We start from the raw sequence: 14,265 nt of genomic DNA, 5'->3' as shown, positions 1-14,265 counted from the left end.
ATCGCGCAGCGATGACTGAGAGGGTTTTATGCGTGAAAATACTCGTAGATGGTCTGTGCCGTCTGTTTTCCCACGCCGGGGGTGTTTTCCAGCTGGTCAGGCGTGGCTTCCTTCACCGCGCCCACGCTTTTGAACTGGGCCATCAGCGCCTTGGCTGTCTTGGGGCCGATGCCGGGGATCTCGGTCAGGGTGGAGGAATAACTCTTCTGCTTCATCTGCTGCTTGCGGTAGGCATTGGCAAAACGATGGGTCTCGTCCTGAATGGCCGTGATAAAGGTAAAGGTGCCCCGGTTCATGTTGATGGCGATCTCCCGCCCCTCGCTGTCCACGATGGCACGGGTACGGTGGTGGTCGTCCTTCACCATGCCGTAGAGCGGCACATCCGCAAGGGCAGTCCCGGCCAGTGCTTCCTTTGCCGCGCTCACCTGCCCCCTGCCGCCGTCCATCAAAAGCAGATCCGGCTTCTGTCCGAACCAGTTGCTGCAGGGTTCTCCCTTTTTTGCAAGCTCTGCGTACTTTTCATACTCTGCCGCCCGCCGGGAGACAGTCTCTGCCAGTGATGCATAGTCGTCAGTGCCCGCCACCGTCTTCATTTTGAATCTGCGGTAGCCCGCCTTATAGGGCTTGCCATCCCTGAAGGTGACCATGCCGCAGACGCTGGAGCCATCGCCCCAGTTGGAGATATCGTAACTCTCAATAGCCCGGGGCGGCTTTGCAAGGCCCAGCACCTGCGCCAGCTCATCCAGCAGTTTTTCCTCCCGGGCGTAACGACCGCTCTCCCGGGCAAGACGCTCCACCGCGTTGGTGTGGGCCATCTCCACCAGATGGGCCTTATCGCCCCGCTGGGGCACATACAGCTGCACCTCACTGCCGCGCTTTTCGTTCAGCGCCTGCTGCAAAGCGTCGCTGTCCGGCGGCAGCTCGTCCACCGCAATGATCTTGGGGATCTGCTCGTCATCCAGATAATACCGGGGCAGAAATTCCTCCCGCACGGCGGCGATGTCCGAGGTATCGTGGAACAAAAACTCCCGCTTGTCGGTCAGCCGTCCGTCCCGGAAGCGCAGCACCGCCGCACACACGCTGTCCGGCGTGCCTGCCAGCGCCACCACGTCCATCTCCACATCCGGGTCCACAATGACCTTCTGCCCGGCGCTCACCTTGGTGATGGCTGCGATCTGGTCCCGCAGCAGGGCCGCCGTCTCAAATTCCAGCCGGTCCGAGGCCTCCTGCATCCGCTCGTTAAGGATCTTCAGGATGTCCTTTTTGCCGTAGCGGATCAGGTGCACAGCATTCTTGACCGCCTCGTTGTAGGTCTCGCAGCGGATCTTTCCGCTGCACACTGCCATGCACTTACCGATGTGCGCATTCAGGCAGGGGCGTCCCCTGCCGATCTCCTGCGGGAAGCGTTTATTGCAGCGCGGCAGCTGAAAGGCATCCATGGCCGTTTCCGCCATCTGCCGGGCCGCAAAACTGGAGGTATAGGGGCCGATATACTCGGCATCGTCCTCCTCCTTTTGCAGCACGAAGGAGAGCCGGGGCCATGGCTCCTTTGTCACCTTGATATAGCTGTAGCCCTTGTCGTCCTTCAGCAGGATGTTGTACTTGGGAGTGTGGGCCTTGATCTGGCTTGCTTCCAGCACCAGTGCTTCGAACTCGCTCTGACACACGATCACATCAAAGGCGTAGGCGTGGGCGATCATCTGGCTGACCTTGTTGTCGTGGGGCACGCCTTCGCGGAAATACTGGCTCACCCGGATGCGCAGCCGCTTTGCCTTGCCGATATAAATGATGGTGTCGCTTTTATCCCGGATGATATACACCCCGGGCAGCAGCGGCAGCATACAGGCCTTCTGGTAGAGTTCCGCTTTGGTCATGGCATCTCCTTAAGCAAAAAACAAAAAAGCGGCAGGTTCCCCCGCCGCTCCATTTTATTGGTACAGATTACTCCGCAAAGCCGGACTCCACCAGCTTGATCAGGCCGTCCACTGCAGCCTGCTCATCAGCGCCGTCAGCGATGATGCGGATGGTGGTGCCGCCCACGATGCCCAGAGACAGAACGCCCAGCAGGCTCTTTGCGTTCACGCGGCGTTCTTCCTTCTCGACCCAGATGGAAGACTTGAACTCGTTAGCCTTCTGGATGAAGAAGGTAGCCGGACGAGCGTGCAGACCAACCTGATTTTCAACGGTAACTTCTTTCACGTACATAGTAAAGCGCTCCTATCTAATATCGTTTTGGGTATAGAATCTGTATAGTGTGCCTGTTGCGTTACGATTATTTTAGCGCAAGTCGAAACGGTTGTACAGCCCTCCGGCGTATTTTTGGCGGTTTCTCCAATGAAAAGGGGCCCATTTTTCATTATTTGTACAAAGATAATAAAATTATTCCCCGAAGGTTAGAGGGTAGATACAAAAGTTTTCAACATTTTTTCGACCATCGGCCCATAACTCTGTCATTTTTGTACGTTTTTGGCACTTGCAGCCATGCTTTGCGCACCCGTTTTCCCGCTTTTGTGCGCCCCTGACCGGGGCCGGGGATCACTTCTGTGCGCCGCCCTCGTACCGCATCCAGACCAGCGCGCACTTTTTCACCACAGCCGGATACTGCTCCGGCGTGAATTCCAGCTCGGTGCCGCTGGTCATTTCCCAGCCCATGCGGGTGTAAAGCGCAATGGCCCGGGTGTTGGTGTTCAGCACGCTCAGCACCGGGTGCTCGTGCTCGCTGAGCTTTTTGCGGGCAAAGTCCAGCATCTTCATGCCGATGCCCCTGCCGCGCGCCTCCTCGGTGACGAACAGATGTTCAATGTGCCCCACCTTGTGGTTGATGCTCACGATGCCGTCCGGCACCTCCTTGGTGGTGTGCAGATAGCATGCCCAGCCGGCGGCCTTTTCCTGCCGCAGCTGCAGCAGGTACTCTTCCTCGTTGAGGCTGGCGCAGTATTCCGGGGTCCAGTTCTCGGCACAGGTCGCACGCCGTCCCTCCACAAAGATGCGGGCAGCGGCGGCAAACTGCTCATCGGTCTTGACAAGGCGCATGTTCTCGCCGCGCTTCCACTTGGGCAGCTCCTCCACAGGGTGGCTCCTGCACCACTGCTCATACAGCTCCGGGCGGCGCAGGCGGGTGCGCTCCCGGCTCTGCTCACTGCGCCATGCATCGATCTTCTGGTGGTCGCCGCCCAGCAGCACCTGCGGCACTGCGCGGCCCTCCCACACCTCGGGGCGGGTGTACTGGGGATACTCCAGCAGGCCGTCCCAGTAGCTTTCTTCCTCGTAGCCCTTCTGCTCTGCCAGCACGCCGGGCTTCAGGCGCAGCACACTGTCTGCCACCACAAGGCTGGCCAGCTCGCCGCCGGTGAGGATGTAGTCACCAATGGAGATCTCCTCGTCCGCAAATGCCTCGATCACGCGCTCGTCGATGCCCTCATAGTGGCCGCATACCAGTGTCAGGTTATCGTACTGGGCCAGCCGCTTTGCGTGCTCCTCGGTATAGCGCTGGCCGCCTGCCGTCAGGAATACGATATGCGGGGCCGGACGGCCCTGTGCAGCCACTTCCTGCTGCACGGCACGCAGGCAGTCTGCGATGGGCTGGGCATACAGCACCATGCCGCAGCCGCCGCCGTAGGGGTAATCGTCGGTCTGCTTCTGTTTGTTCAGGGTGTAGTCCCGGATCTGGTGGCAGTGGGTCTCAATAAAGCCCTTCTTTGCCGCGCGCCCGATGATGCTGGCATCCAGCACCTGCTGGCACATTTCCGGAAACAGGGTCACGATGTCCACGCGCATCCCCATAGCTCACTCTTCCTCCCGTTCGCTGTCAAAGTCGTCATCCAGCAGGCCCGGGATGGGGGTAACAAGGAGATAACCCTCCGGCGGGTTGCGCTCTTTCAAAAAGGCGTCCACGCCCGGGAACATATATTCCTTGCCGCTGGGGGCTTTGACGGTGTAGATATCCTGTGCACCGGGATGGTCCACGCTGGTCACAACGCCGTACACCCTGCCGGTGTCGGCATCCCGCACTTCACACCCGATGAGGTCGGCCACATACCAACGGCCTGCGGGCAGGGTGGCGTCGTTGCGGTCAAAGTAAAACACCTGCCCGCGCAGTGCACGGGCGGCGTCCATATCGTTGACTCCCTCCAGCTGCAGCAGCGCCATCTGGCCCTGCGCACGGATGGAGACGATTTTCCATGCCCTGCCGCCCTGGGCCGATGCGTACAGTCTGCCCACCTTTTTCAGAAAGTTGACGCCGTCGCACCAAAGCTCCAGCTTCATTTCGCCGCGCACGCCGTGGGTGGTCACGACCTTGCCCGCTTCCAGATATTGCTGCATATATTTGCTCCTATAATCAAAAAGGCCCCTTGCCGCAAGGGCAAAGGGCCTGTAGGGTGCTCAGTCGATCTCAACAAGGACCTTTTCATCGACCCGCACAGCAGCCGCGCGCATCACCACACGAATGGCTTTTGCGATCCGGCCCTGCTTGCCGATGACACGGCCCATATCTCCCTCTGCCACGCTCAGGTGGTAGACGATGGTGCCGTCCTCGCGGGGCTCGTCCACCGTGACCTTGACGGCGTCTTTGTCCTCCACGAGACCGCGGGCAACTGCCAGCAACAGCTCCTGCATGAGTCAGCCCTCCCTACTTACAGAACGTTGGACTTCTTCAGCAGGACGCGAACGGTATCAGTGGGCTGTGCGCCGTTGGCGATCCACTGCTTTGCCTTCTCAGCGTCGATCTTGATCACAGAGGGCTCCTGGTTGGGATCGTAGGTGCCGATCTCCTCGATGAAACGGCCGTCGCGGGGGAAGCGGCTGTCAGCAACAACAACACGATAGAAGGGAGCCTTCTTGGCGCCGACGCGGCGCAGACGAATCTTAACTGCCATGGTAAATATCCTCCAAAAATTGTTTTGTGCGGCCCTTGCGGGCGCGTTGTTTATATTGTACAAACCCGCAAGGGGGTTGTATCACAAAAAAATCATTTCAGCCCGCGGAAGGCACCGGGATTTCCCATCATGCCGCCCAAGCGGCGGGCAAAGCCCTTGGGGCTCTTTTTGAACTGCTTCATCATCTTCTGCATCATCTCAAACTGCTTGAGCAGCTTGTTCACGTCGGCCACGGTGGTACCGCTGCCGGCCGCGATGCGGCGCTTGCGCTTGGGATTGATGATGGAGGGCTTCTCGCGTTCTTCTTTGGTCATGGAATAGATCATGGCCTCAATGCGGTCGAACGCCTTTTCATCGACCTGACTGGGATCGATGCCGCTGCCGCCGGGCAGCATGCTCAGCATCGCGCCTGCACCGCCCATCTTGCGGATCTGTGCGAACTGGTCCAGCATGTCGTTCATGTCGAACTTGTTCTCCATCATCCGCCGGGCGGTCTCCTCGGCAGCCTTTTCGTCTGCTGTCTCCTGTGCGCGTTCGATCAGGCTCAACACATCGCCCATGCCCAGAATGCGGCTTGCCATGCGGTCGGGATGGAACACATCCAGATCGTCCAGCTTTTCGCCGGTGCCCTGGAACTTGATGGGCTTCCCGGTAACGGCCAGCACCGAAAGTGCCGCACCGCCGCGGGTATCGCCGTCGGTCTTGGTGAGGATGATGCCGTCGATGCTCACCTTCTCGTTGAAGGTCTTGGCAACGTTCACGGCGTCCTGACCGGCCATGGCGTCCACCACCAGCAGGGTCTCGTCCACAGGAACGGCTTCCTTGATATCCACCAGCTCCTGCATGAGCACATCGTCGATCTGCAGACGGCCGGCGGTATCCAGGATCACGATGTCATTGCCGTAATCCCTGGCGTGCGCCAGCGCCTTCTTTGCAATTTCCGGCGGCTTTGCACCCGGCAGCGTGAACACCGGTGCGCCCGCCTGTTTGCCCACCACCTGCAGCTGATCGATGGCCGCAGGGCGGTAAATATCGCAGGCCACCAGCATGGGGCGGCGGCCCTGTTTGATAAAGTATTTTGCCAGCTTTGCGGCATGGGTGGTCTTACCATTGCCCTGCAGGCCGCAGAGCATGATGACGGTCTGGCCCTTGTTCTTGATGTTCAAACGGGCCGCTTCGCTGCCGCCCATCAGGGCAACCAGCTCTTCGTTGACGATCTTGACCACCTGCTGGGCCGGGGTCAGGCTCTCCATGACCTCCTGACCCATGGCGCGCTCGGACACCTTCGTGCAGAAGTCCTTGGCGACCTTGTAGTTGACATCCGCTTCCAGCAGTGCCATGCGCACCTCGCGCATGGCGGCCTTGATATCTGCCTCGGTCAGCTTGCCGTGACCGCGCAGCTTTTTGAACACACCGGCAAGGCGGTCGGTAAGGGATTCAAATGCCATTGTGCGGTGCTCCTTTCACAAGTTTCAGCTCTCGTTCGCTTCGTCGATGGAACGGATCAGCTTCAGCATCCCGGTCAGCTGGTGTTCATACTCGGTGGTGGTCAGGCCATTTGGGCCGGTGCACTCGAACCGTGCATCAATGACCATCTGCTCCAGCTCCTCCAGCTTCTGCTGCACCCGGCGGTAGCGGGCCGCAAACCCGACCTTTTCCTCCAGCTCCTTCAGCGCGTTCTCGCCATGCTTGATGGCGTCCCGCGCACCCTGACGGGTGATGCCGAAGTTTTCGCCGATCTCGCTCAGCGAAAGGTCGTCGTTGTAATACTGGCGCAGCATCTCGCGCTGCTTTTCGGTGAGCACCTCGCCGTAGAAGTCCAGCAGATAGCCCATTTCCAGATCTTTTGCCATCCTCTGACCCCCGGTTTTGTGCCTGTGCTTTCGAGAAGTGATGTAAAGTTCATCTGCTTTACGGATGAATTATAGCAGATACCCTGTCTGCTGTCAAGGGCATTCCGGGATTTTTTCCAGAAAATCCGGCAAAAATTCGCTGTTTTTGCCAAAATACCGCTTGACGCACCGGGGTCTTTTGCGTTAGGATAAGATTGTTGTATCCAAACAAACCCTCTCAGTCTTGCTGCGTTCGGCAGCCTTCCCGAAGGGCTGGCCGCTGCCAAACGACGTCTGAGCAGGATGCATCCTCTTGAAAGGAGTTTTCCCGTGCCGATCTACCCCAATTTTTACCAGACGCTCAGCGCCTGCCCCATCGTGGAGCTGCGGGGCTATGCCGCCGCCTGCGGGCTGAAAGGGCGTTTGTATGCCTATCTGGACTTTGCAGGCCCCACCGGCACCGCCCGGGACGGCCTTGCCGAAGGGATGCTCGCCCTCGCCATCGAGAAAAAGAAGCTGAACACCGGCCAGCCCATCATCGAAGCTGCCTCCGGCCCCTTTGCCGCCGCGCTGACGCTGGCGGGCCTTACTGCCGGGCATCCGGTGGTGCTGGTGATGCCGGAGGACGCCCCCGCCCTGCGGCAGGAGACCCTGCTGCGGCTGGGTGCCCAGATCCGCCACAGCCCGGCCCGCAGCGGTGTGAACGGTGCCCGCCGTCTGGCGGCACAGACCGCTGCCGCCAACGGCTGGTACTACATGGACTGGCTTGCCAACGATGACAACCCCGAATACCACCGCCGCGTCACCGGCCCGGCCATCGTGCAGAACATCGCCCGTGAGGGCAGGAGCGCCGTGGATGCCATCGTGATCGGCGTGGGCAGCGGCGGCACTGTAACGGGCGTGGGTGAGACCATCAAGGCCTGGACCAACGATGTGCGCATCGCCGCCGTGGAGCCCTACGAATCGCAGGCGCTGGGCGGCGGTCTCACCGGCCCCCACGGCATCAGCGATCTGGGCTATGGCTTTGTGCCGGAAAACTTCAACGCCTATGTGGTGGACAACGTGGTAGCGGTGAACACCACCGACGCGCAGCGGGCCGCGCAAAAGGTGCTGCACACCGATGCCATCCCGGCTTCGGTGGCGTCCGGTGCTGTTCTGCAGGCGGCCGCACAGCTCATCCATGTGGGGGCCAGCCGCTCTGCCCTTGCCATCCTGCCCGGGCGGCAGCTGATCAACACATTATAATATTACAGCAGGCCGGTCGCATCCGCTCCGTCCTGCTGTATCTTCCCTATCTTACTTATAAGAAAGGACCTTCCCAAATTCCAATGACGAACGATATGACAAAGGGAGCCATTACTCCGCTCCTGATCCGCTTTACGATCCCGTTGGTGCTGGGCAATCTGTTCCAGCTCACCTACAACGCCGCCGACAGCATCATCGTGGGCAAGTTCGTGGGCGAGGAAGCTCTTGCTGCTGTAGGCACCTCCAACCCGCTCATGACTCTGGCCATCCTGTTCATCAACGGCATGTGTCTGGGCGCCGGCATTCTGGTCAGCACCGCCTTTGGTGCAGGCGACACCCGGCTGGTGGAACGTCAGGTGTCCACCACCGCCATCGCGGGCACCGTGTTCTCGCTGGCATTCTCGGCGCTGTGCGTCATTCTGGCCACGCCCCTGCTGCAGCTGATGCAGGTGCCCGCCGATATTCTGCCCATTGCGGTGAACTACCTGCGCATCGTGTTTGCGGGCCTGATCTTCACCTTTTTCTATAACTTCCTTGCCGCCACCATGCGTGCGCTGGGCGACAGCAAAAGCGCGCTGTACTTTCTGATGATCAGCTCGGTGCTGAACATCGGCGGTGACCTGTTTTTTGTGGAGGTTCTGAACTGGGGCAGCAACGGCTGCGCCCTTTCCACCGTGATCAGCGAGGCACTGTGCTGCGTGCTGTGCGTGCTGTACATCCGCTGGAAGGTGCCCATCCTGCAGTTGGGCAGGCGCTGGCTGGTATTTGACGGCAGTCTGCTGCGCAAAACAGTCAGTTATGGCTGGGCCAGCGCCATGCAGCAGGCCACCGTGCAGCTGGGCAAGATCGCGGTGCAGGCCATCGTGAACACCATGGGCGTGAGCACCATGGCCGCATTTACCGCTGCTTCCCGCATCGACGACTTTGCCTACACCCCGCAGCAGAACATCGGCCACGCCATGACCACCCTGATGGCACAGAACCGGGGCGCCGGCAAGCATGACCGCGTGAAGCAGGGCTTCCTCTGCGGCATGCGCATCGAAGGTGTTTACGGTGTGCTGATCGCCGTGGTGTGCTTCGGCGGTGCGCCCTTCATCATGAAGCTGTTCGTCACCGACCCGGAGGTCATCCATCTGGGCGTGCGTTTCCTGCGCACCGTGTCCCTGTTCTATCTGATGCCCGCTTTCACCAACGGCATTCAGGGCTTCTTCCGCGGCGTCGGCGACCTGAAGGTCACGCTGGTGTCCAGCACCATCAACATGCTGTTCCGTGCAGCCGCAGCAGCCGTGTTCGTACTGATGTGGAAGCTGGAGATCGAAGCGCTGCCCTACAGTTATGTCGTCGGCTGGGTCGTCATGCTGGTCTACGAGCTGCCCCTGCTGGTGCGGTATCTGCGCAGCCATGAGGACGAGTTATGATCGTTTTATTTGATTTGTGATACGAAAAAGGCTCTGCATCGCAGGATGCAGAGCCTTTTTCGTATTAAACTTACTTGCGGCTTGCCAGCAGGTTCTCGATCTTCTTCAGCGGGTCGATGATGCTGGAAACAGACATATCGTGGTTCAGCGCCACCACGAAGTATGCGGCGTACTTGGAAACGTCCACATCCACATACCAGTCGCGGGTGAGCAGCTCAGGCATACGGTAGGTCAGGTTGGTGCCCACAACGTAGGTCAGCTTGCCCTCAGCCACAGCCTTGTCGAACTTCTCCAGACCGCTGGTGAACAGGGGGAAGGTCGCGTTGGCGATGATGCGGCCTGCGCCGCGCTCCTTCAGGTTGCCGGCAACCTCCAGCATGCTCTCGCCGGATGCGATGATATCGTCAGCGATGAAGACGGTCTTGCCCTCCACGCTCTCGCCCAGATACTCGTGGGCAACGATGGGGTTGCGGCCGTTCACCACGCGGGTGTAATCGCGGCGCTTGTAGAACATGCCCAGATTGCAGCCCAGCACGCTGGAGAAGTACATGTTGCGGTTCATAGCACCCTCGTCCGGGCTGACCACGGTGAACTTGCTCTTATCAAAGGAGATGTCCGGGTCCTTCTTCAGCAGGCTCTTCAGCACCTGATAGGTGGGCATTGCGTTATCGAAGCTCATCAGCGGCACAGCGTTCTGCACGCGGGGGTCATGAGCATCAAAGGTGATGATGTTGCGCACACCCATGGTCTGCAGCTCCTGCAGGGCCACAGCGCAGTCCAGACTTTCGCGCACCACACGGCGATGCTGACGGCCGCCGTACAGGCTGGGCATAATGACTGACACACGGTGTGCCTTGCCGGCCACTGCCTGGATCAGGCGCTTCAGGTTGGCGAAGTGATCGTCCGGAGACATGTGGTTCTCGTAGTTGAACAGCTTGTAGGTCACACTGTAGTTGCCGGGATCGACCACGATGAAGATATCGTCGCCGCGCACCGACTCCTTCACCAGACCCTTGGCGTCGCCGCTCTGGAAGCGGGGGCAGTCGCAGGGGATGATAAAGGTCTCCTTATCGATGCCGGCTTCTTTGGCCCAGCGGGTCAGGTGCTTGTCGATCAGGCCGGTAAGCTCCTCCGCACCGGGGCAGGCGATGAGACGCATATCGGCCACGCTGGGCTGCTCAAAGAACGACTTCGGGGAAATTTCAATGGACATAATCACAACTCCTTATTGCTGCTGTACAATCCGAATGATCGTCACACGAAAGTGCATATCTATCTTTATTTTATCACAATTTGACATTTGTGCCATATCAATTTGTTTCAGCTGACGATTTTCTGCGCCTTGCACATCTGTTTTACCTTTTTCAAACAGAGACTGTGTGTTTTCGACAAAAAGACAGTCAATTCCCTGCCATTTCGCAAATTTCGGCTGATTTTCACGGAAAAGTAGGACTTTTTCTTTGTCCAAATCACCTCCCGGGAGAGCCCTTCCCGGAGAGGAAACTGCCGTGTGTCGGGCAGCAGAGATGCTTCTGTTTTTGCTCGTTCACCCTCCCCGGCAGAGCCGCAAAAACAAAGGCATCTGCAACAAGTTCGCTGATCTTCTGAAACTCAGAAGCGATTGTTGCAGATGCCTTCTTATCTTATATGATAGCGATAGGTATTTTGTGTTCCGCTTACAGGGCAGCGACCGCAGCCTTCAGGGCATCCACGCGGTCGGTGTTTTCCCACTTCACGCCCAGATCCTCGCGGCCCATGTGGCCGTATGCAGCCAGCTTGCGGTAGATGGGCTTGCGCAGGTCGAGTTCGCGGATGATGGCGGCGGGGGTCAGGTCAAACACCTTCTCCACAGCCTTCTCGATCGTTTCATCGGCAACAGTGCCGGTGCCGAAGGTATCCACCATGATGGACACGGGCTTTGCCACGCCGATGGCATACGCCACCTGCACTTCGCACTGCTTGGCAAGACCTGCAGCCACGATGTTCTTTGCCACCCAGCGGGTCGCATAGGCAGCGCTGCGGTCCACCTTGCTGGGGTCCTTGCCGGAGAAGGCACCGCCGCCGTGACGGGCATAGCCGCCGTAGGTGTCCACGATGATCTTGCGGCCGGTCAGGCCGGTGTCACCCTGCGGGCCGCCCACAACGAAGCGGCCGGTGGGGTTGATATAGTACTTGGTGTTCTCGTCCAGCAGCTCAGCGGGGATGGTGGCCTTGATGACCTTTTCCATCACATCGGCGCGCAGCTGTTCCATGCTGACGCTCTCGCTGTGCTGGCTGGAGATGACCACAGCATCCACACGCACGGGCTTGTTGTTCTCATCGTACTCCACAGTGACCTGACTCTTGCCGTCCGGACGCAGATAGTCCATCTCGCCGTTCTTGCGCACCTCGGTCAGGCGCTTTGCCAGCTTGTGAGCCAGACTGATGGGCATGGGCATCAGCTCCGGGGTCTCATCGCAGGCATAGCCGAACATCATGCCCTGATCGCCTGCACCGCCCACCTGATCGTTGGTGCCCAGTGCGATGTCGGGGCTCTGGCCGTCGATGTTGGAGATGACGGCACAGGTATCGGCGTCAAAGCCGAACTTTGCGCGGGTGTAGCCAATATCTGCCACCACCTCGCGGACGATCTTCTGGAAATCGACATAGCAGTTGGTGGTGATCTCGCCCATGATGTGGACAAGGCCGGTGGATGCGCAGGTCTCGCAGGCCACGCGGGCATTGGGGTCGTGGGTCAGGATCTCGTCCAGAATGGCATCCGAGATCTGGTCGCAGATCTTATCGGGATGTCCTTCGGTGACGGACTCAGAAGTAAACAGGTGTCTTGCCATTTGTTTTGCCTCCTAATTTTTTACAGCAGGGTGTGTATTTCTTGCTCCAACATTCCGTTCAAGCTTTTTTGCGCGAAAAATAAAAGCGCCCAGAGCCCGAAAGCTCTGAGCGTTGCACTCTTATCTCTCGGTTTCCCGCAGGATTTGGCACCTTACGCTCACGCGCAGGTTGTCGGGCTTCACAGGGCCTGTCCCCTCAGCCGCTCTTGATAAGTCGGTATTCAGTTGGTACGTTGAATATTCTATCATTGCTTCGTCAGATTGTCAAGAAGAGTATCACTCTTTTTATACATTCTTCCAATTTTGATGAAGCTTTTGCGGCTTTTGGGGTCCCAAAAAAGAAAAAGCACAGCCTCAGCCGTGCCTTTTCCATAAAGTTTGCTCAGTAGCCCTTTGCCTGTTCGCCGTTCAGGATCTTGACGGCACGGGAGGTGCCCAGACGGTCGGCACCCAGCGCAAGGAAGGTCTCCATATCCTCCACGGTGGAGATGCCGCCGGCAGCCTTGACCTTGCAGCGGCCATGCACGCCCTTGACCATCAGCTCCACATCGTGGAAGTTTGCACCGGCAGTGGAGAAGCCGGTGCTGGTCTTGATGTAGTCAGCGCCTGCCTCGCAGACGATATCGCACATCTTTTCTTTTTCTTCATCGGTCAGCAGGCAGGTCTCGATGATGACCTTCAGGATCTTATCGCCCACCGCCTGCTTCACAGCGCGGATATCCTCGCGCACGGCATCGTACTCCTTGTTCTTCAGGCGGCCGATGTTAATGACCATATCCACCTCGGCGGCGCCGTTCTCGATGGCAGTCTTTGCCTCAAAGGCCTTGCTGGCAGTATCCATGGCACCCAGAGGGAAGCCCACCACGCAGCACACCGGGATACGGCCCGCCATATACTCCACCGCCTGCTTCACATAGCAGGTGTTGATGCAGACGGATGCGGTATGGTTTGCAATGGCTTCGTCGCACAGGGTCTGGATCTGGGGCCAGGTAGCCTCCGGCTTCAGCAGAGTATGATCGACATGGGAGAGAATTTCTTCACGATTCATCTTGTTTCCTCCGTTTTACTTGCTGGCACGGCGCACCTTTGCCATGCCGACAGCACTCAGGGCAATTGCAGTTGCAGAGACCGTTGCACCAATGATGCCCAGTACCAGACCGGAGACCAGAAATGCAAAACCTTTCAGACCACGCTTCATAAAACCGTACCTCCTAAAGTGTTGATGATTTGTAAAACCCTCTCAGTCATCTCGCATACGCTCGATGCCAGCTCCCCCGAATGGGGGAGCTTTATGCTCGGAGGAGAAGTTTTTCTTCTCCTGCAAAAAAGCTCGCCCTTCGAGGAAAGACTTCCCCCGTCCGGGGGAAGATGCCGCGCAGACGGCAAAAAGGGGAATCTATCGCCGTCAGGCGACTGAGAGGGTTCTGCTTACTTTTTCTTAAAAATGATCAGCTTGCTGAACACATAGTTCAGCACGATCACCAGTACATTGGAAAACACCTTCACGGCAAGGCCCCACAGTGCCTGCGCATTGTAGCGGCTGGTAACAAAGATCGCCGTGGGGCCGTCTGCACCGCCGATGACGGCAATAGCGGCAGAGCCATCCATGACCCCCGCCGGTGTGCCTGCATAGGATGCTGCCATCTGGATGGCCGTATCCGGGCCAAACCAGTGGGACACCACGCTCAGTGCCCCCTGCATTAAGTTGTCCATCAGCGCTGCACCCTGCGCAGCCAGCAGATTGCCCAGCACCAGCATGATCGCCGTGTCCAGCAGCATCGTACCCAGACGGCAGGTAACAAAGGTGCCAAACTCTTTTGCCATGGCTTTGCCGGTAGTCTTGCTGCGGAACACAAAGGCGCGGTTGGTGGCGTAGGCGAACAGGATGCACAGGATGTTATCCAGCACATTGCCCCAGCTGTTGGCGGCAGTGTAGCCGAACAGCTTGTTGAACAGCGCATACAGCACAATGTTCAGCAGGGTGCACAGCACGCCGAAAACCAGATAGCTCAGCACTTCCCAGTGCTTTTTGAAAAAATTTATCATAGTTCGTCAAACCCTC

General features: G+C 58.5%; 16 protein-coding genes and 1 riboswitch. Of the genes, 2 read left to right on the top strand and 14 right to left on the bottom strand.

The features are described 5' to 3' along the window. Positions 1 to 26 precede the first annotated feature (26 nt). From uvrC to ACKXF9_RS05650, 8 genes are all read right to left on the bottom strand, one after another. Positions 27 to 1,874 carry an excinuclease ABC subunit UvrC gene (gene uvrC / locus ACKXF9_RS05685; protein ID WP_418265552.1) on the bottom strand — a complete coding sequence of 616 codons (1,848 nt, stop codon included), beginning with the start codon at positions 1,872 to 1,874 and terminating at the stop codon, positions 27 to 29. Between the two features lie 67 nt (positions 1,875 to 1,941). Further along, a complete protein-coding gene (locus ACKXF9_RS05680; RefSeq protein WP_005920365.1) occupies positions 1,942 to 2,205 on the bottom strand; it encodes an HPr family phosphocarrier protein in 264 nt (87 codons plus the stop codon). A 330-nt stretch (positions 2,206 to 2,535) separates the two neighbouring features. Further along, complete coding sequence (gene trmD / locus ACKXF9_RS05675) at positions 2,536 to 3,783, bottom strand: tRNA (guanosine(37)-N1)-methyltransferase TrmD (protein ID WP_418265551.1); 1,248 nt, start codon at positions 3,781 to 3,783, stop codon at positions 2,536 to 2,538. Between the two features lie 3 nt (positions 3,784 to 3,786). After that, positions 3,787 to 4,323: a ribosome maturation factor RimM gene (rimM, locus tag ACKXF9_RS05670; RefSeq protein WP_249238110.1), complete on the bottom strand. Its 537-nt coding sequence runs from the start codon at positions 4,321 to 4,323 to the stop codon at positions 3,787 to 3,789. A gap of 60 nt (positions 4,324 to 4,383) precedes the next feature. Then, positions 4,384 to 4,617, bottom strand: coding sequence for a KH domain-containing protein (locus ACKXF9_RS05665; RefSeq protein ID WP_005920371.1), 234 nt, complete (start codon positions 4,615 to 4,617; stop codon positions 4,384 to 4,386). Between the two features lie 17 nt (positions 4,618 to 4,634). Beyond that, positions 4,635 to 4,877 (bottom strand): 30S ribosomal protein S16, encoded by a 243-nt coding sequence (gene rpsP, locus ACKXF9_RS05660; protein WP_249238109.1) that lies wholly within the window; start codon positions 4,875 to 4,877, stop codon positions 4,635 to 4,637. A gap of 92 nt (positions 4,878 to 4,969) precedes the next feature. Beyond that, entirely contained in the window at positions 4,970 to 6,325 is a 1,356-nt protein-coding gene (gene ffh, locus ACKXF9_RS05655) for a signal recognition particle protein (RefSeq protein WP_418265550.1), read from the bottom strand. A gap of 24 nt (positions 6,326 to 6,349) precedes the next feature. Next, entirely contained in the window at positions 6,350 to 6,730 is a 381-nt protein-coding gene (locus ACKXF9_RS05650; RefSeq protein WP_249238107.1) for a sigma factor-like helix-turn-helix DNA-binding protein, read from the bottom strand. Between the two features lie 309 nt (positions 6,731 to 7,039). Here ACKXF9_RS05650 and ACKXF9_RS05645 point away from each other — a divergent pair, with 309 nt between their 5' ends. Both ACKXF9_RS05645 and ACKXF9_RS05640 read left to right on the top strand, forming a co-directional pair. Further along, positions 7,040 to 7,954, top strand: coding sequence for a pyridoxal-phosphate dependent enzyme (locus ACKXF9_RS05645; RefSeq protein ID WP_418265549.1), 915 nt, complete (start codon positions 7,040 to 7,042; stop codon positions 7,952 to 7,954). A gap of 83 nt (positions 7,955 to 8,037) precedes the next feature. Continuing rightward, entirely contained in the window at positions 8,038 to 9,372 is a 1,335-nt protein-coding gene (locus tag ACKXF9_RS05640; protein WP_418265548.1) for an MATE family efflux transporter, read from the top strand. Positions 9,373 to 9,442: 70 nt separating this feature from the next. On the opposite strand, the gene ACKXF9_RS05635 is transcribed toward ACKXF9_RS05640, so the two are convergent. The 6 genes from ACKXF9_RS05635 to ACKXF9_RS05610 form a co-directional block, all read right to left on the bottom strand. Continuing rightward, complete coding sequence (locus ACKXF9_RS05635; protein ID WP_418265547.1) at positions 9,443 to 10,585, bottom strand: ribose-phosphate pyrophosphokinase; 1,143 nt, start codon at positions 10,583 to 10,585, stop codon at positions 9,443 to 9,445. A 12-nt stretch (positions 10,586 to 10,597) separates the two neighbouring features. Continuing rightward, complete coding sequence (locus ACKXF9_RS05630) at positions 10,598 to 10,840, bottom strand: hypothetical protein (protein WP_249238104.1); 243 nt, start codon at positions 10,838 to 10,840, stop codon at positions 10,598 to 10,600. Positions 10,841 to 11,048: 208 nt separating this feature from the next. Beyond that, positions 11,049 to 12,203 carry a methionine adenosyltransferase gene (metK, locus tag ACKXF9_RS05625; protein ID WP_249238103.1) on the bottom strand — a complete coding sequence of 385 codons (1,155 nt, stop codon included), beginning with the start codon at positions 12,201 to 12,203 and terminating at the stop codon, positions 11,049 to 11,051. A gap of 117 nt (positions 12,204 to 12,320) precedes the next feature. Then, a riboswitch (SAM riboswitch) is annotated at positions 12,321 to 12,419 on the bottom strand. 166 nt (positions 12,420 to 12,585) lie between these two features. Then, positions 12,586 to 13,251 carry a deoxyribose-phosphate aldolase gene (gene deoC, locus ACKXF9_RS05620; protein ID WP_339395377.1) on the bottom strand — a complete coding sequence of 222 codons (666 nt, stop codon included), beginning with the start codon at positions 13,249 to 13,251 and terminating at the stop codon, positions 12,586 to 12,588. Between the two features lie 15 nt (positions 13,252 to 13,266). Continuing rightward, a complete protein-coding gene (locus ACKXF9_RS05615) occupies positions 13,267 to 13,401 on the bottom strand; it encodes a hypothetical protein (protein ID WP_005944717.1) in 135 nt (44 codons plus the stop codon). A 230-nt stretch (positions 13,402 to 13,631) separates the two neighbouring features. Further along, on the bottom strand, positions 13,632 to 14,249 hold the full coding sequence (locus ACKXF9_RS05610; protein WP_348584671.1) for a GtrA family protein: 618 nt from the start codon (positions 14,247 to 14,249) through the stop codon (positions 13,632 to 13,634). Between the last annotated feature and the right edge of the window lie 16 nt (positions 14,250 to 14,265).

This window comes from Faecalibacterium sp. 9, assembly GCF_048320955.1.
Taxonomy (GTDB): Bacteria; Bacillota; Clostridia; order Oscillospirales; family Ruminococcaceae; genus Faecalibacterium; species Faecalibacterium wellingii.
The sequence above is the reverse complement of the archived record's forward strand: the minus strand, read 5'-3'. Positions and strand labels throughout refer to the sequence as shown.